This window comes from Epilithonimonas zeae (genome assembly GCF_023278365.1).
Taxonomy (GTDB): domain Bacteria; phylum Bacteroidota; class Bacteroidia; order Flavobacteriales; family Weeksellaceae; genus Epilithonimonas; species Epilithonimonas zeae_A.
Map to the genome: position 1 here is coordinate 2,999,819 of NZ_CP075338.1, position 18,526 is coordinate 3,018,344.

General features: G+C 34.4%; 14 protein-coding genes. 6 read left to right on the forward strand and 8 right to left on the reverse strand.

Features of this window, described 5'->3' with window-relative positions:
* Window positions 1–6: 6 nt before the first annotated feature.
* Window positions 7–1,536 (reverse strand): hypothetical protein, encoded by a 1,530-nt coding sequence (locus tag KI430_RS13595; RefSeq protein ID WP_248875492.1) that lies wholly within the window; start codon window positions 1,534–1,536, stop codon window positions 7–9.
* Between the two features lie 129 nt (window positions 1,537–1,665).
* On the opposite strand from KI430_RS13595, the gene KI430_RS13600 reads away from it, so the two are divergent.
* Entirely contained in the window at window positions 1,666–2,907 is a 1,242-nt protein-coding gene (locus tag KI430_RS13600) for a DUF445 domain-containing protein (protein ID WP_248878320.1), read from the forward strand.
* A gap of 135 nt (window positions 2,908–3,042) precedes the next feature.
* Here the strand turns inward: KI430_RS13600 and KI430_RS13605 are convergent, their stop codons facing one another.
* Window positions 3,043–4,710, reverse strand: a complete 1,668-nt coding sequence (locus KI430_RS13605) for a DUF6909 family protein (protein WP_248875493.1) — start codon at window positions 4,708–4,710, stop codon at window positions 3,043–3,045.
* Window positions 4,711–5,066: 356 nt separating this feature from the next.
* Between KI430_RS13605 and KI430_RS13610 the strand changes: the two genes are divergently transcribed.
* The gene (locus KI430_RS13610; RefSeq protein ID WP_248875494.1) at window positions 5,067–7,265 is read left to right on the forward strand and encodes a glutamine synthetase III; all 2,199 of its coding nucleotides are present in this window, start codon (window positions 5,067–5,069) and stop codon (window positions 7,263–7,265) included.
* 225 nt (window positions 7,266–7,490) lie between these two features.
* Window positions 7,491–8,153, forward strand: a complete 663-nt coding sequence (locus tag KI430_RS13615; RefSeq protein ID WP_248875495.1) for a C40 family peptidase — start codon at window positions 7,491–7,493, stop codon at window positions 8,151–8,153.
* 276 nt (window positions 8,154–8,429) lie between these two features.
* On the opposite strand, the gene KI430_RS13620 is transcribed toward KI430_RS13615, so the two are convergent.
* Window positions 8,430–9,446, reverse strand: a complete 1,017-nt coding sequence (locus KI430_RS13620) for an aminoglycoside phosphotransferase family protein (RefSeq protein WP_248875496.1) — start codon at window positions 9,444–9,446, stop codon at window positions 8,430–8,432.
* A gap of 130 nt (window positions 9,447–9,576) precedes the next feature.
* On the opposite strand from KI430_RS13620, the gene xrtF reads away from it, so the two are divergent.
* The 3 genes from xrtF (at window position 9,577) to KI430_RS13635 (ending at window position 11,421) form a co-directional block, all read left to right on the forward strand.
* A complete protein-coding gene (xrtF, locus tag KI430_RS13625) occupies window positions 9,577–10,107 on the forward strand; it encodes an exosortase family protein XrtF (protein ID WP_248875497.1) in 531 nt (176 codons plus the stop codon).
* A gap of 298 nt (window positions 10,108–10,405) precedes the next feature.
* Window positions 10,406–10,876 (forward strand): exosortase F system-associated membrane protein, encoded by a 471-nt coding sequence (locus KI430_RS13630; protein WP_248875498.1) that lies wholly within the window; start codon window positions 10,406–10,408, stop codon window positions 10,874–10,876.
* 11 nt (window positions 10,877–10,887) lie between these two features.
* Entirely contained in the window at window positions 10,888–11,421 is a 534-nt protein-coding gene (locus KI430_RS13635; protein WP_248875499.1) for an STM3941 family protein, read from the forward strand.
* Here KI430_RS13635 and KI430_RS13640 read toward each other — a convergent pair whose 3' ends face one another.
* From KI430_RS13640 to KI430_RS13660, 5 genes are all read right to left on the reverse strand, one after another.
* Complete coding sequence (locus tag KI430_RS13640) at window positions 11,422–12,420, reverse strand: cation diffusion facilitator family transporter (RefSeq protein ID WP_248875500.1); 999 nt, start codon at window positions 12,418–12,420, stop codon at window positions 11,422–11,424.
* Window positions 12,421–12,471: 51 nt separating this feature from the next.
* The gene (locus KI430_RS13645; protein WP_248875501.1) at window positions 12,472–13,491 is read right to left on the reverse strand and encodes an aspartate-semialdehyde dehydrogenase; all 1,020 of its coding nucleotides are present in this window, start codon (window positions 13,489–13,491) and stop codon (window positions 12,472–12,474) included.
* A 30-nt stretch (window positions 13,492–13,521) separates the two neighbouring features.
* Window positions 13,522–13,950: a hypothetical protein gene (locus KI430_RS13650; protein ID WP_120211945.1), complete on the reverse strand. Its 429-nt coding sequence runs from the start codon at window positions 13,948–13,950 to the stop codon at window positions 13,522–13,524.
* 93 nt (window positions 13,951–14,043) lie between these two features.
* Window positions 14,044–15,051 carry a M12 family metallopeptidase gene (locus KI430_RS13655; RefSeq protein ID WP_248875502.1) on the reverse strand — a complete coding sequence of 336 codons (1,008 nt, stop codon included), beginning with the start codon at window positions 15,049–15,051 and terminating at the stop codon, window positions 14,044–14,046.
* A gap of 307 nt (window positions 15,052–15,358) precedes the next feature.
* Complete coding sequence (locus KI430_RS13660; protein WP_248875503.1) at window positions 15,359–18,478, reverse strand: carboxypeptidase regulatory-like domain-containing protein; 3,120 nt, start codon at window positions 18,476–18,478, stop codon at window positions 15,359–15,361.
* Window positions 18,479–18,526 lie beyond the last annotated feature (48 nt).

Consider the following 18,526-nt stretch of genomic DNA (forward strand, 5'->3'; position numbering starts at 1 on the left):
TTTGTCTTAATAATTGAGACGTTCCAAACGGATCTTATTGTATTTTTCCTTTTGATTATATTCTCTCAACAAGATATAGCCTTCTTTCCCAACATACGGATAAACCATATAGTCGTCTTTTGCAGAGATTGGAACAACTTCCTGTTTGAAGTTTCCGTCTATTAATGTATTGATGTACAGATTCCAGTTTTTCTCCTTTGTTTCGATATCTTTTACATAATCCCGGTAGAAGAAAACCACATCTTTTCCATCATTCAGATATTGAGAAAACAGATAATCTGAGTTAGACCATTTTGATTTTTCCTTTTCAAAAATCTTTACACCTTTTGTTTTAAAATCTTTATCCGTAAAAATGTAAACCAAATCTGTTGTTTTTGGTGCGCTATATTGTCCTTCTGGTTTATACTTTTCCAAGATTAGACCAACGCTTCCGTCTTTCAGAAAATAGGCATCACGAGGATGTAAATAATAACCAGATTCTACCAGTCCACTTTCTTTGATCTTAGGAATATAACTTACAAGATCAAGGTGGTCAAGGTCTTTTACATTGGTCTCAAATGTATTTTTATCCACCAAAAGTCTGGTGTAGCCGATTTTTCGGAGGTCATTGGTAATATGGTTGCCGAGCATTACAATCTTATCATCGAAAATTTTGTCGTTATCAATATTCCCGAAAGTGTAGGAGTACAAACTCGTGATGTAATCCAGAGTTTCATTGTTCAAGACTTCTATTTTTTCAAAACTTTTTTGTTCTCCGGTTTTGATGTCAAGTACCAAAAGAGAATATTGCTTGTTTTTGTCTATCGTTTTTTTGACCAGGAAGAAGAGATGCTTTTCATCCTTATCGATTAAAGAAATCTCCTCATTTATTTTTTTGTCACCAGAAGTATTGTACTTGTATCGCCATAATTCCTTTTTATTTTCATCAAATTTGATGAGACTGTTGTGATTCACATACTTTCCGTAGTCATTATATTCTACAGCAATATATCCACCTTCCTTGATTTCTACGACATAAGAGATGTAATTGTAACCTTTTTCCTTTTTCTCTTCTCGGTTTTCTTTTCTGGCGCTTTTCCAAGATTTCTGTTCTGTGATTTCTTTAAAATTGCCGTTGTCGTAATCGTAATAAATTTTTTTCTTGATTGAGTTATCTTTCAAATTGATAACCATAGAAGAAGGTGTGAAAACCGTTTTGTTGGTCACGAACTCTCGGTCTATTCTCGAAGGGCGAAGGATAATTTCGCCTCGGAAATCCATATAGCCATAATAATCACCAGCTGTGATATCACCTTCGAACTCTTTGTTGGCGATTGGATTCAGGTTTTTATCCAGGATTACATATTCGAATTTTTTGGTTTTATCTCTGCTTTTTCCATAAGAATAGATGGAAACATAACCGAACAGGCTGTCCTTTTGATCAAAGATCGCATTGAATCCCAAATGTTCTCCTTTTGCCAATGCATAAAGGTCTTGGGTCTGTGAGTAGAAGAATGATGATAAGAATATTACCACCAGAACAGAGAGTTTTTTCATAGAATTGTTTTCTAAACACAAAACTAAAAAAATAAACATTTTAGTATAGATTTATTGATGTGATTTTCAAGAGTATTCCATCAAATTTTGATTAATTTTGTTTGGAATGATTTTCGATTTTCCAGATTTATGAATGATGAATTGAAAAAACAACAGCTCAAACGCTACAAAACTCTTGCGACAGGATTATTTATTCTGATGGCGGTTACTTTCATAACAATGACGATTTTGCAAAAAGAAAATCATTCGCATTGGATTGGCTACATCCGTGCGTTTTCTGAAGCAGCAATGGTCGGTGCTTTGGCAGATTGGTTTGCGGTGACGGCTTTGTTTAATTATCCTTTAGGTCTTAAGATTCCGCATACCAATTTGATTGAAAATTCTAAAGAAAAAATTGGTGACAATCTCGGAAATTTTGTGGTTGATAATTTTCTATCACCTCAGAATATTCGTCCTTATATTCAGAAACTAAAAGTTTCGGTTTATGTAGGGGATTGGCTTTCCAAAGAGAGAAATCAAGATGTTTTGATTAATGAATTATCTTCAATTCTTAAAGATATTATTAATAAACTCGATGATGAATCGGTTGTTAATTTTATTTCGAATAAAGCCGAAGAAATGACAGATTCCATCAAATTAAATTCAGTCATCGGAAACGGAATCGAATATCTTCTCAACAAAAATGACCATCAGAAAATCATTACAAACCTCAGTTCCCAAATCAAAAATTATATTCTTGAGAATCAGCAAATAGTTTCCGAAAGAGTAGGAAAGGAGAGTTTCTTTTTGATTCCGAAATCTGTAGATAATAAAATTGCAGAAAAAATCACCAAAGGTTTAAGCGATTATTTTCTGGAAGTTGAAGAAAATCTTAATCATCCATTACGAGCTGAAATCAAGAATAAAATTCTGGATTTTTCACAAGAACTAAAAGAAGAACCAAAATGGGAAACAGAATTTGATTCTATCAAATCCGATTTTCTGCAAAGTGATAAGATCAAACAATATTCATCTGACATTTGGCAATCTCTGAAATCGTCATTAATCAAAGAATTATCCGAGAAAGATTCTAAACTGAAATCTTACGTCAGAAAAAACATTAACGAGTTTGTTTTCAATCTTCAGAATGATGAACAATTCCAAAACCGAATTGATAATTGGGTTAGATTGACGGCCTATAAATATATTCTGAAAAATACCCGGAATTTTGGTGAGTTAATTAGTACAACCGTTGGCAATTGGGAAGGTAAAGAACTCAGCCGAAAACTGGAACTGGAAGTAGGGAAAGATTTGCAATTCATCAGAATCAATGGAACCATCGTTGGTGGACTGGTTGGTTTACTGATTTACACGATTGCGAATTATATTTAAATGTAATTATAATTGATGCTCTCATAATTTTGGTAGATTTAGTAAATCATTAAAATTTAAATTTGCTTTATCTGCAAAATCAGAGAGATAATTTTATTCATAAAAAAGCCTCCAAATTTTGGAGGCTTTCTATTTTTATTTCTTTTCAAGAATTTTCTCGATGATTTTATGTGTAATCATATAAGTTGGTTTTACACCTGTGAGTCCAAGTCCGCCGGAAGATAATGTACTTCCTGTTTCTAATGGATTATCAGAAGCGTAATAAGCGTACATCACAAACAAATCCGGAGAAATGTGATGGCGAATTTTGCTCGCTACTTGAATTGCTTTCTGGTAATGCGCACCTTCCATTTCCAGTCCGATGGCTTTCCAAGAAGTCGTCATAAAATAGGATAAAATATCTTTGTTTTGAAGTGACGTTCCTAAAACCGTAATCATTGGTCCTTCAAAAGCTTTAACCTCATCATCTACAAAATCTTCCAATTTCAAAGCGTTTTCGAAAGTATAATTATCTGCAGTTCCTTCAAAAATGTGAGACGTGGGAATCATAATGTCGCCTTTTCCTCCAGTCAAGATTCCTGCTTTCCCCATTATCGAAACCGATTTTACTTTCATCATATAAACTTCGCCGTTCACTTCATAAGGTCTTAACAACTCGTCCATTACTTCGTAAGCTTGTTCGCCGAAAGCATAATCGAAAACCAAAATCACATCGTCGCCTTTATATTTATGATTAGCAAAAACCGAATTTTTTAGTTCAGTTTTAGAAAGGTCAATGATTTGAACATCAATGTTGCTTCCGCTATTGTCATCAATATAAATCATTCCTTCTTTCAACGCGTGGTCTAGGATTTTTTCCTGAAGATCTTTCTTGTTACTAATGTCAGCAAATAATTTGTAATCTACTTCTTTTGTAGCTTTTTTGTTAAGCGCCTCATTGGCAAAAAGCATATTTTTCACCGAGTGCATATTGGCACTGATGATGTGAAGCGGACGCATATGAAGATTGTTTTCTACAAGAATATTTTTGATTTTGTTCGCCCATCTTTCCCCGAAAAGGTGATGACCAACACGTTCCTGAAGAATGGCTGAAAAATAGATTTCTCTTTCTCTTGTTTCTCTCCAATCATCAAGGCTGATCTGCCCTAACCAATAAATGATTTTGAATAAACGGTCAGGGTTTTTATCGTCTCCGAAGTTGTTATAAGCATTCAGAGTTTCATCAAAAGTTCTTCCTAAGAAAGAGGAAAGATGAATCAAAGCTACTTCTTTTTCTTTTCTGCTGTATTTTTTATCGCCTTTTGCAACCTCTTCAATGATTTTCCAGATGCGCTTTGGGCGACCTTCGTTATCCAAATCGAAACCGATATTTTTAATTTTATCAGCTTCCAGATAAAGGAAAGTCAAGTGAGTCAGGATATCATAAATCTCAGAACGTCCCAAAAGAACTTCGATGTTCATCTGGTGTTCATCTATTCTGTAGCAGTTTCTACGTCTTTTCTTAGGAACGATTGGCTCGAAACTTCCTTTGTCAAAACCTTCGTCAGAAGTCAGGTGTATAAAAGAACATTCCTCGATGCCTTCCGGAAGACGGTCAAGAACATAAAGCAAACCGTCCAGTTCTATCTTATTAGGGATACTCATACTTCCGTAGATTTCGGGATTGATGACCATTAATAATTTTCTTAACGATTCGCCCGACACTCCAGATGGTTTGAAAAATCCTCTATAGAATAAGTGTCTCATAGAGACATATAATCTTTCGATAGCTTCTGTGGTTTCTCTTGCTCTTGAATTTGCCATATATTAAAATTTTTGTAAAAGTCTGCAAAGGTATGAAATTTTATTTAAATCAAAATAATTTGTTTAATTGGTTGAATTTCAAACGATTGTTGCTTTTGTGTGCTTCTTGGTTTATTAATTTAATAGTTTTTAAAGTTAAACTTTCTCCTCAATATTCTAAAAATAAATTTTATTCATAATTTGATAACAAATATTAAATAAGAGTTTTATATACGTTAATTGATTTGTCTTAAAATTTAGGGGTTGTATAAAGATTTAAAATTGTTTTTATTTTAAACGGCCATAAATTTTTAGGGGTAAATTAATTTGAATTTATATTTTTTGTAAATTTGCCTTGTTAAAAATAACACACTTTTATGTCAACATTAAGATTTAAAGCCTTAGCCGAGCTTCCTTTCAGAAATTACAGACAGGATAATGCGGTTTCTATCCCTTCCAAACTTTCAGAATTGTTTTGTCAAAATGTATTCTCAGAAGAAACAATGAGAGAATATCTGACGAAAGAAGCGTTCCAATCCATTTTGGATGCTATTAAAAAAGGAACAAAAATCCAGAGACACATTGCGGATCAGGTAGCTGTTGCGATGAAAGATTGGGCAATGTCCAAAGGAGCCACACACTACACGCACTGGTTTCAACCGTTGACAGGAGCAACTGCTGAGAAACACGATTCTTTCTTCACACCAATCGAAGGTGGGAGAGCAATTGAGAGATTCAGTGGTGCATTATTGATTCAGCAAGAGCCGGATGCTTCTTCTTTCCCGAACGGTGGAATCAGAAATACGTTTGAAGCTAGAGGTTATACTGCTTGGGATCCGACTTCTCCGGCTTTCATTATGGGAACTACACTTTGTATTCCTTCGATTTTCATTTCTTATACTGGTGAAACTTTAGATTATAAAGCACCTTTATTAAGAGCTTTGAATGCGGTTGATGAAGCGGCGACAGATGTTTGCAAATCTTACTTCGATAAAAATGTAACAAAAGTTTCTCCGACTCTAGGTTGGGAACAAGAATATTTCTTGGTAGATACAGCTTTGTATCAATCGAGACCAGATTTGGTTTTAACAGGAAAAACTTTGCTAGGACATTCTCCTGCAAAAGGACAACAGTTGGATGACCATTATTTTGGTTCGATTCCTACAAGAGTGATGAACTATATGAAGGAGTTGGAAATCGAATGTATGAAGTTAGGAATTCCTGTAACAACGCGTCACAACGAGGTTGCGCCTAACCAATTCGAATTGGCACCAATGTTCGAAGAAGCAAATGTTGCAGTTGACCACAATTCATTATTAATGGATATTATGGCGAGAATTGCACACAAGCATCACTTCCATATTTTATTTCACGAAAAACCATTTGCTGGTGTTAACGGAAGTGGAAAACATAACAACTGGTCTTTGGGAACAGATACAGGCGAAAACCTTTTGAGTCCAGGTAAAAATCCGAAGAAAAACCTTCAGTTCCTGACTTTCTTTGTTAATACTTTGAAAGCGGTTCACGATTATGCGGATTTGTTGAGAGCATCTATCGCATCTGCTAGCAACGACCACAGATTGGGAGCTAATGAAGCGCCACCGGCAATCATTTCAGCATTCATAGGAAGTCAATTGTTCGGCGTTTTGGAAGAATTGGAAAAAGTAACAGACGGAAAATTATCTCCTGAAGAAAAAACGGAGTTGAAACTGAATGTTGTTGGAAAAATTCCTGAAATTCTTTTAGATAATACCGATAGAAACAGAACGTCTCCATTTGCCTTTACAGGAAACAAATTCGAAATCAGAGCGGTGGGCTCTTCTGCAAACTGTGCGGAAGTAATGACTGTAATGAACGTAATTGCGGCTAAACAATTAAAAACCTTCAAAACTGAAGTTGATGCTTTGATTGAAACTGGTCTTAAGAAAGATGAAGCCATTTTCAATGTATTAAGAGAATACATCAAGCAATCTAAGAGCATTATGTTCGAAGGTGACGGCTATTCTGAGGATTGGGCAAAAGAAGCAGAGAAAAGAGGTCTTAACAATTTGAAGACAACTCCGGAAGCTCTTAAAATGGAATTAGACCAAAAATTCGTTGAGCTTTACGAGGAATTAGGAATCTATTCCCACAGAGAATTCGAAGCTAGAAATGAAATCAAATTAGAAAAATACTCAACAGTCATTGATATCGAAGCCAGAGTTTTGGCTGATATCGCAAGAAACCACATCATTCCCGCAGCACTTAATTATCAAAACAGATTGATTGAGAACGTTAAAGGTTTGAAAGAAATCTTTGGAGACAAAGAATTCAAGACTTTGGCAAAAGAACAATTGGCGTTGATTTCTGATATTTCCGGAAATGTTTCCCAAATCAAAGTTGGAGTTGACGAACTTTTGGCAGCTAAAGAAAAAGCTAAAAATACATCAGGAAGTCAAAAACAAGCAGAGGAATATTGCACCAAAGTTATCCCTTTATTTGACAACATCAGAGAGGCTTCTGATGCTCTTGAAATGATGGTTGATGATGAGCTTTGGCCAATGACAAAATATAGAGAATTACTCTTCACTAGATAAATATCTACAAAAAAGTTAAAGAATCTTAACTAAAAATAAAACCGCAATGCCCAAATAAAGGCTTTGCGGTTTGTTTTTTTTTAACATTCTTAAAAAGACTGTTAAAATATGTTAAACTAAAAGTCTCTCAGTTTGAATTGGAAGACCCTTTAAACGGTAATGGCTATTTTTGCTATGCAATCACAAAATACCAACCTAAAGTTTAACACAAATAATTAAATATATATGAAGAAAAGAGTTCTAGTTTATATCTTATTTGTGACCACGTTTTTTTCACTTCAGTCTTGTGTTTCTAACTATGTGGTTTCTAACAATCAAACATACAAAACTGATGCCAAATTTGCATCATTGGATGTAAACGTAAAACCCGTAACCGACAAATCAAACAACAAAGGACAACAAGTTTTAGCATCTATTGCTAATACAAACGATGTTATCAAAAGGTCAGCGATAGAAAATGCAATCAGACACAGCAATACGATTGACAATATCTTATCCGAAGCTGAAAGTTATCTCGGAACACCATACAGATTCGGAGGAACTTCCAGAAGCGGAATAGACTGTTCAGCATTCGTATTGTCAGTTTTTGGCGCAGCAGCTGGGATGGACCTTCCAAGAGTAGCAGCTCAACAATCTCAAGAAGGCGATTCTGTAGAAAAAACAGAACTTCAGAAAGGAGATTTGGTATTTTTCTCACACAGAGGCAGCAGAATCTCTCACGTAGGAATCGTGGAAGATGTAACACCAGAAGGCGAAGTGAAGTTTATTCACGCTGCAACATCCAAAGGAGTAATGGTTTCTTCACTAGACGATAACTATTGGGGACCAAAATTTAGATTCGCTAAGCGAGTTGTAAAAGAAAATGCATTAACTGTATTAAATAATTAGAGAGACTGAAAATATTCAGAAAAAACCTCAGAAGCAATTCTGAGGTTTTTTTATTTATAGGTCATTGCGAACGAAGTGAAGCAATCTAAAAAAATACTTAGGAGCTATTTCCCGCTTTCCGTTGCAATCTTTTTTGCAGACAATTTTCACATCAATAGACCCGAAATTCACGCAAAAAAGGATTTCCACTGCAATCGGGGCTAGGAATTTTGTCATCCAAACAACATTTGTCATTTAAAATTTACTATCAACATTGTCAGACTGAGGCTCTCGAAGTCAATCTATAATCAATTCCTCAATCTTAGATTGCACTTCTTTGCTTTTTAATCTTAGAATGATAAAATACAATTCCGGAAACTGCAGGGCAATCTCATTCCACGTTTGATTCAGTTCATAAATGTTATTAATTCCTTGAAGTAAGCTTGCTAAAAAATGTTTTTTTCTCTGTATCAACCCACGGAATCCGTAAGCGCCTAAAACCTGCAGAAATCGCATCATTTTCATCCATTCAAAAGATTGTTTCAGAGCTTCTTTGTCAGAATCCTTTTCCCAGAATGATACATAATACTCAAGCATTTCTTCTTTAAAATTATTAGGGAAATTAGCTTTAGCCTGATAAAGAAAAGAAATCACATCATAAGTCGCAGGACCTTCCATTGCCGATTGATAATCGATAAAGAAAACCTCATCATTCTCATCCACCAAAATATTCCTGGACTGGAAATCCCGAATCATCAAGGTCTTTGGCTCCAACTTCTGAATCAACTCAGAAATAGTTTTGAATTCCTTCAACAAAGTCGATTTGTGATATTCAATTTCAAGAACATCAATCAAAAAATTCTTGAAGTAATAAAGATCGTGCGTAATTGGTAAATCATCATAACTTTCGTACTCAAAGCTTTTTTTGAAATCTACTTTTCCCAAAGTTTTGGTCTGTAATTCAAACAGTTTTATCAGGCTTTTTTTGACCAGATTTTTTACTCGGTCAGAAGTTCCTTCTTTAGTAATAACTTCCGAAAGTGTTTTATTTCCCAAAAACTCCTGAACATATAAATCTCTTTCAAAATTGATTTTAAAAATCTTCGGTGTATTAAGTTGTAGACTTTGAAATAACTCGGAAAAATAGAAAAAAGCCTCATTCTCCCGGATATTCTCGTTATAAGTGATCACATATTTCTTATCCTCAAAACTCCCGATATAATTGATTCTGGAAGAGCCACTTTGTGGAAGAGCAATAAAAGAATCCGGGTTTTTACCCAAAAATTCTTTGAAAAAATCCTGATGTTCCTGCATAGAACAAAGTTAATTAATAATAGATTTTGATTCGCTAAAAATTGTAATTTTACGCTTTAAAATCACAAACTTAGAATTTTATAAAAATAAAGTGTGATTTCAATTGACCTTAAAAAATAAACACCCACAAATGAAAGATTTTTTACCCGTTCTGAAAATTTTATTAAGATTCGTTGTTATCTATATCGTTCTGGTATTGCTCTATCAATTCTATCTTAACTCTTATGAGAACGAAGTGGTAGATCCTTTTACAAGATGGGTAGCGAAACAAGTCGCTTTTCTGCAAAATGTATTAGGCTTCCCAACTGTTTTGGTTGATAGTTTGAAATTGCATAGTGTCTTGTTTCAAACATCCGGGAAGTTCACAACCAGAATGGTAGAAGGTTGTAATGTTTTCTCGGTCGCAATCTTATTTACGGCTTTTGTTTTTGCTTTTTATAAAGGTGCTAAAACATTTCTATTTGCCCTCGGAGGAATCATTTTACTTCATATCCTTAATATTTCAAGAATTGTTTTACTGAATATCATTTTCTTAAAATATCCTCAGTACGAAAAAGTTGGGCATGATTACCTTTTTCCAGCGATTATTTATGGTGGCGTAATTATTCTTTGGTTAGTCTGGATTCAGTTTTTTGCTTTAAAAAAAACCGATAAATCTTAATTATCATTACAGAATTTTGTTTTTTTTTGACTTTAATTGTTGATTATTAGCAATTAAGAATATTTATTTTTGTAATTTTGTCGTGTAACACACGAGAAGCAATGAAAAATAAATTTATTATCCAAGCTGGGATTTTCCACAGCGCTTTACAGAATCGAACTGATTCTAATATTCAACACTTCGTTTTATAGCACTTATTTTACACTCACAAGTAACTAATGAATTTATGCTTATTCAATCTTTGGATTGATAATTTCATAATGCTATTAATCTATCAAAGAATTTAAATTTTGTAAAAATGATTATTCAAATTTCACTTTTGCAATCCATAAAATTGCCGAAAATACTAAAGTGGGTTTTAGTTTTGTCGGGCGTTTTAGGATTAATCGGGATACGCGGATTAGAAGATAAATTGTTCTATGATCCTTTTTTGCGTTTCTTCAAAACAGCTAATCCAAATGAAATTTTTCCGGATTTTGTGTGGGGGAAATTAATTGTGAGCTATCTTTTTAGATTTGGATTGAACACCTTTTTCTCATTGGTAATAATCCATTTTCTCTTCCAAAATAAAGAATGGACAAAACAGGCTTTTATCTTGATTTTGTTGGTTTTTGCAATCGTATTTCCAATTTATCTCTTTTGCATCAATGATGAGTTTGACTTTGGTTATCTTTTCTCATTTTATGTGAGAAGATTTGTAATTCAACCGCTGACACTGGTACTGTTAATTCCGATTTTCTACTATCGTAAAAAGATGATTCAGGATTAATTTTTTGATTTGTGAATAAAATAGAAATTTATTCAAATAAGAAAAAAGCTTTTTTGTTGCTTTTAGGCTCTGTTGTATTTGTAGTGTTGGGATTTTTTTGTTTTTTGAATGCTGAAAATGTACGAAGTTCATTATTTAGAAATCCATTCATAGTAAAAATTGCTGGAATCGCTTCCATTCTTTTCTTTGGTTATGGGATTTTTGTTTCAATAAAACAGTTGATCAAAAATAAATTAATGCTAATTATTAATGAAAAGGGCATTAATGTAAATCCCAAAAAAGATGATATTATCAAATGGGAGGATATTGATGGATTTTCTGAAATTAAAATTAATAGCGTGAAAATCATTAACATTCAAATCAATAATTCGATTGATTACATCAACAACGAAACAAATAAAATAAGGAAAAACTTAATGAAATTCAATTTGAATAACTATGGATCTCCTTTTAATATTTCGTCATCAACAATGAGTTTAAATCATATAGAATTATTAAAATTACTGAACGAAAATTTTATTGAATATAAATTTAAGAATCAGTAATTAATTTTCCGATGTATGTTTATTAGGCTGAGAAATATTCTCACCATTCCAATCGACCTTTTTTGTAAAATCGTGTTGGCGAACCGGGCATTCAAAAATTTGGCAAATAGCACAGGAAGTCGGTTTACAATCATCCATATGAAAATTGAATTCCACTTTTCTGTCGGTATTTTTGGCGATTAGTTTGATGACTTCTTCCATCTCATCGTGAGCAGTTCTTAGTTCAAAATACCAAGGTAAAGTGATGTGTGCATCTATATGAAGTCGGCTTCCAAATTGCTGAATTTTCATATTGTGAACATCAATCCATTCTGGTTTTCTGTTCTCATTGAGGAAGCTCGCCAATCTTTCCAACATTTCTGGATCTGCTTCATCCATTATTCCACTCAAGGATTTTCTAATGATTTTGTAGCCAATAATGATGATGTAGAATCCAAAAACCAATGCAACAAGGGAATCAATCCAAACAATTTTTGTGAAATAAACCAACACCAAACTGACTACGACACCCAAAGTTGTAATGGTGTCAGACTGAAGATGTTTCCCGGAGGATATCAAAACAATTGAGTTTTCTCTTTTCCCTTTCTGAATCGAGATATAGCCCAAGATATAATTAATAATGGCAGTTGCAGCGATAATCCAAATCCCTAAATCCAACTTGCTAAGAACTTTTCCGGAAATCAAACTGTTGGTTCCTTCGTAGATAATCATTATCCCGGCAATGCTTATGAGAGAGCCTTCTATTGCCGAAGTGACAAACTCCACTTTTCCGTGTCCGTAAGGATGATTCTCATCTCTCGGTTTCGAAGCGAGATATAAAGCGTAAAGCCCCAAAAAAGCACTTATGACATTCACGATGCTTTCCATAGCGTCGGAGAAAACTGCGTCGGAATTCGTCAGTTTCCAGGCAACTAATTTCCCTACGAATAGAATAATACCAATGGCAGCAATCCATCTTTGGAAGCCGATGTTGGAATTTGTTTTTTTATTTGTTTTCATTGCTAAAAAAAGAATCTTCGAAATTTCGAAGATTCTTTAGATTTTGTTAGTTTAAACTAAGTTGTTTGCTACTAAGTATTCTGCAATCTGAACCGCGTTGGTAGCAGCGCCCTTTCGGAGATTGTCTGCCACAATCCAGAGATTGAGTGTTTTGGGTTGCGAAAGATCTCGTCTGATTCTTCCTACAAAAACCTCATCTTTTCCTTCGGAATATAAAGGCATTGGATATTCGTTATTTTTAACGTTATCCTGAAGCACAACTCCTGGCGTTTCAGAAAGAATTTTTCTTACTTCTTCCAAATCAAATTCGTTTTCAAATTCGATATTCACGCTTTCAGAATGTCCTCCCTGTACTGGAACTCTTACTGCAGTTGCCGTCAAATTAAAAGTATCGTCGCCCATAATTTTCTTAGGCTCTTTCATCAATTTGATTTCTTCCTTAGTATAATCATCATCCGCAAAAACATCACAATGTGGCAATGCATTTTTGAAGATTTGATAAGGATAAACTTTTTCAGGATTTTCGCCTTTGATTTGGCTCTCTCCGTTCACCGAATATTCTATTTCAGAATTTAGTTGATCAACAGCTGCTTTTCCAGTTCCGGTAACAGATTGGTAAGTTGAAACAATGACCCTTTTGATATCATATTTCTGATTCAACGGATGAAGAACCATCACCAACTGGATTGTAGAACAATTGGGATTAGCAATGATTTTGTCTTCTTTTGTCAAAACGTTCGCATTGATCTCAGGAACTACTAACTTTTTAGTCGGATCCATTCTCCAAGCTGATGAGTTATCGATCACTACTGTTCCAACTTCAGCGAATTTTGGAGCAAACTCCAAAGATGTTCCACCGCCAGCTGAAAAAATAGCGATCTCGGGTTTGACTGCAATAGCGTCGTTCATGCTAACGATAGTGAATTCCTTGTCCTTGAATTTGACCTTATTTCCAACAGATCTCTCTGATGCTACGGGAATCAGTTCAGTAATTGGGAGATTTCTCTCCTCCAAAACTTTCAGCATAACTTGTCCAACCATTCCGGTTGCGCCTACTACAGCTACTTTCATTGTTTTTTGATTAATTAAATTGTTAAATATTTATCCGAAAACTCTAGCCCAAGGGAATGCAAAAACGAATAACGCAATTGCAACCAATCCTAATGACATAATAGGAATAGTCAGTTTTTCGGTTGTTTTGAATTTTTTATTGATAATCGTCATTAATACTGCTGCGATTAACATAGAGAAAGGATGTTCTACATAAGTGAATCTTAAATCAGCATTTTTCATGACTGCGCCCATATCCAATCCTTTTGTAATGTTGGTAATCAGCATGATGATCCCAATCAAGAATTGAACGTGAAAAAAGATCATTGTAAATAATGTTACTTTTTTTAAAGCCTTTGAAATGTTACCGCTGTAACCAAACATCGTTACAAGTAAAAGGACTAAAAATGCTGCTACCAACAAAAGTTCGAGGTAAGCGAAACCTTTGTGTGCATGCAAAAGAATGTTATAAATTTCCATATCCAGATTTTTGATTGACAAAGATAGAAAAATCCCGACAGATAGCCGGGATTTTAATATTTTAAATAAGTTGGGTTTTTATAAAATTATTAATTATTGAGGATTTGAAACAATAACTTTCTCAAGATAAACTTCGTTGTGTCCAGGCTGCATATATCCTTGATGAGTATCTGTTCTACTTTCCCAATAGATTGTTCCTCCAGTAATGGAATTAAAGGTGTAATATTCTACATAAGTACTACCGTTTGGATTTGAAGGATTAATCTGCTTGAAGTGAGCAGCTACAGTAATGTCATAAGATATGCCTGGGTTACTATTGAGAGAAGAGTTTCTATGAAAATTAACTTTAGAACTTAACTGCACATGATAAATATCCTGAGAGCCATTAGTATTTTGTTCAATAACATTTTCAAGTTGACCATAACTAAATGTTAATGGCTGGTATAGATAGTATAGTCCTATTCTATCGGAGGTTGTAAATTGTTCTCTCTGTGAATACCAACCTTCTCCACTATGCAAGCGCATATAGGAATTAGATGAATACATCATTATTGAGTTGAAATCCATTGGACCAAAAGTTCTTGCCTCTGAAAAATTCTTAATTTGATAATTTACATCATTATGTACACTTGGATCTACCCAAATATATGCATCTCTGTCAGGTCTTTGGTGTTCATGGAATACTCCCACAGCATGGGCTATTTCATGCATTACGACTCCGTGGTTTGCCCAATCAGCAATGTTGATTATTTGTCCACCACCTACACGACCAACATAAGAAGAACTTTCAGATGCATGTCTGACAAACTTAATATAATCTTGTTGGTTTGTTCTTGGAACCAATTTCACTCCTGTATCAGAAGAAAAATGATTAATAGCTGAAATTATTCTTGCTGTATTAGGGAATCCTGAAGAAATCTCATAAGGGACCACACCATCAGTCCATTTTCTAGCAAAATCTCTAAAAATATTACTTTTTCCCGCAGTATTACTGCCATCTAATGATTTTAAGAATTGAAATTGCTCTTCACTTATAATTATATCATCACTAATGAAATATCTACCATCTCTTACAGCAATTTTTAAATTATTACCATTCAATTTTAGATTTATTTCATTTTCAGATTGTGAGGTTGTTATAATATCTTCTTGACGACAAGAAAAGATAAAAATTAATGCAACAAATAAAATAGGATTTTTTTCATGATAAATGTAGTTTGGTTAAAATTAAATATGTATTGAAAAAAAATAGAATCTATAATTTATAGATGCTGCCCATGTTTTGTAAAACAAGCAAGCAAATACATTCGGTACTGTTTGACCTAAAAAAGTAAAAGACATTGCTTGAGCCCTAATTTTTATTAGTTAGTTATCGCGCAATGTCTTTATAATTATAGAATATTACTATTTAGAAAATGTACCGGATTCCAACCTGTCCCTGCCATCTAGAAGCAAGATCAGAAATATTATAAGCTTTGTTTTCACTTGGAGCTCTGAAAGTATATCCTCCGCCACCAGAAGTAGTATAAGTAATTAACTGATAAGCTTGATTATTTACGAAATAGCTTTTGCCCCATTCTTTGTTAAGAAGATTCCCTACGTTGAAAATATCAAATGTCAATTGGAATCTGTGAACTCTATCTTTTATTGTTACTCCTAAGTCCTGAGTGATTCTCAAATCAAATCTATGTTCCCAAGGCGTTCTTGCACCATTTCTTTCAGCATATTGACCTCTTCTAGTTTTTAAGTAAGGATCTTGCTCGATGAAGGCATCCAATGCAGCCCATTGTTGTGCAACTGTAGCAGGGTTAGATCCTGTTAAGGCAACTAATTTAATCTCACTAGCATTTCTAGGTACATAGATTAGGTCATTGGAAAGCGCCCCATCACCATTCACATCGCCGTTATACAAATAAGTAAAAGGAGATCCAGATGTTCCTGCATAGAATAAGCTGAATCCAGTTGAGAATGCTTTGTTTCTACCATATTCTATTTTATAACCAACACTTCCAATAGTTCTGTGTCTGATATCAAAATTAGAATTTGCAAGGGCAGGGTTATTTGGGTTTGTTACAACTTGTGTAAACTCCCAGTTTGATAAAGCTGTACTACTGTTACCATCATTGATTGATGCAGATTGACCGTGAGTGTAAGCAGCCATCAAGTCCAAACCAAAACCAAATGATTTTTGTAATTGAGTTGTTAAACTATAAGTATAACCTCTGCTTGAGTTGCTTAATAAAATTACATTGGTGAAGTCTGTAGCATTCACTCTTTGTCCAGCATAGTTAGGTCTAATATCTGCACCTCCTGATAAAGCAGGATTGATAATTCCATTGCTACCAGATATATTGATGTCAGAATATACAATGTTATTCATTGTTTTAGAAAGCATACCTTCCAAAGTAGCGTTGATTCCTCCAGGTAATTTGAAATCTCCCGCTAAGTTGAATCTCAATACTTGAGGGATTTTGAAATCATCACTTACAAGGTTAACTTCTGCTCTTGTAGATCCAGATCCCATATTCTGTTGGTTATCAATATTAGGGTCAAATCCGTTACCTCCGTTGATTGCAGTTGTTCTTGCATCAACAGTACCAAACAACATTCCGCTGTTTGTAAACTGATTAGATAACCAAACAAACGGTACTCTTCCAGTGAACACCCCAACACCTCCACGTAAAACAAGAGATCTATCTCCGTTTACGTTATAATTAAATCCAGCTCTTGGAGCCCATAACAATTGACCACTTGGTGTATTGTCTGTTCTGTATCCAGGGAAAGCGGCTTCAATCTTTGGATTTCTCAAAGGCTTATCTCCAATGATTGGAACATCTAATCTAATACCATAAGTTAATCTAAAGTTTTTGAAAACCTCAGATTCTCCTTGTGCATAAAATCCTAACTGGGCAGCGCTGAACTTAGCTTCTGGTCTTGATTCTCCTGGGATTAAAGAATAAGTTGCTCTAACTCTCGCAGGATTATTGTTTAAGTAATCTGCTACACTATTGAAGTCCCATCTACCATTTAGGTTATTGATAAACAAGTTTCTAAAAGTGAAGAATTCGTTGTGAGTTCCTAAAGTGAAAGTATTTTTTCCAACATTCCATTTAAAGTTGTCAGTAACTTCAAAAATAGTTTGGTCTAATTCATTAGCAAATGAACTTCTTTGAGATCCAAATTCTGCAGATGCTCCAGAAACGTTTCCAATATTCAAGATAGTGATTTGAGGGAAAGGGCTTCCTGCGGTATCACGACTATCTTTTATAGATGAATATCCTAAGATTAAGTTATTGGAAAAACTACTGTTGAAGTTACTTCTTAATTCAGCAACCAAACCACTTTGCTTGTTCGTGAATTTATAAGCGTTATTTCCAAATCTAAAGAAATTGGCACTTCTTGATAAATTGTCATCAAAAGCATCAATATAGTTATAGCGGATAGCTAGCTGGTGCTTGTCATTGATGTTCCAATCAATTTTACCAAAAAATTTGTTGTTTTGAGTTTGGATATCTTGAGGACCGTAGCCACCAACATCATATCCGTATTTTGAAAGTGTGTAATCTGCAATTTGCTGAGCAATATCATTGGTCATAGCAGTTCCAGTTTCGCCAGCATTGAAGGCTAAAGGAGAAGTTCTTCTTCCAGATTCTGCGTTGAAGAAGAAGAATAATTTATCTTTAATCAATGGGCCTCCAACTCTGAAACCGTATTGAGTTTCACTGAATTTTGAAGACTTTTCACCAGTGATTACACTTTTACCAATTGTCTTTTCGTTTCTTCCAAAGAAATATAATGAACCTTCAAATTTATTATTTCCAGATCTTGTAACAGCATTTACTCCTGCTCCGGTAAAGTTTCCTTGTGTTACATCAAAAGGAGCAAGTGCTACCTGAAGTTCTTGAATTGCGTCAAGGGAAATTGGCTGTGTACCAGCTTGTCCACCGGGTGTTCCAGAACCGGACAGTCCGAATACATCGTTGTTTACAGCACCATCAATTGTAATGTTATTATATCTGTTATTTGCTCCTCCAAAAGAGTTTCCGTTGGCTTGAGGCGTAAGTCTTGTAAAGTCTTGTAAAGATCTACTAAGAGTAGGCATACTCTCTAATTGCTTTCTTCCAACAACTGTTGTTGCTCCATTTTTTTTAGAATTTCTTCCTACAGCAACAATTTTCACTGCTTCAATTGAGGTTTCATTTTCTTGTGTCAACATTGCGTCGGCAGCAAAAGGCTCTCCTAATTGTAAATATACATCTTCGTATATAACAGGTTTCAAATTAGCATAGGTAATTTCAATTGTGTAAGGACCTCCAACACGAAGATTCGGTAAATTGAAATAACCAGAGCTATTAGAAACTCCAGAATATACAGTACCAGAAGGTTGGTGAACTGCTTTGATACTAGCTCCGGCAGTTTTTTTACCAGCAGATTGAGTAACAACTCCACTTACGCTACTTGTTGTTACCTGTGCAGACGCTGTGAAAAAACCGGCAAGTAAAATTGCAACGATTAAAGTCTTTTTCATTTTCTTAAGATTTATGTCGCAAAAGTCTTAAAAAAAATTACAAAAACT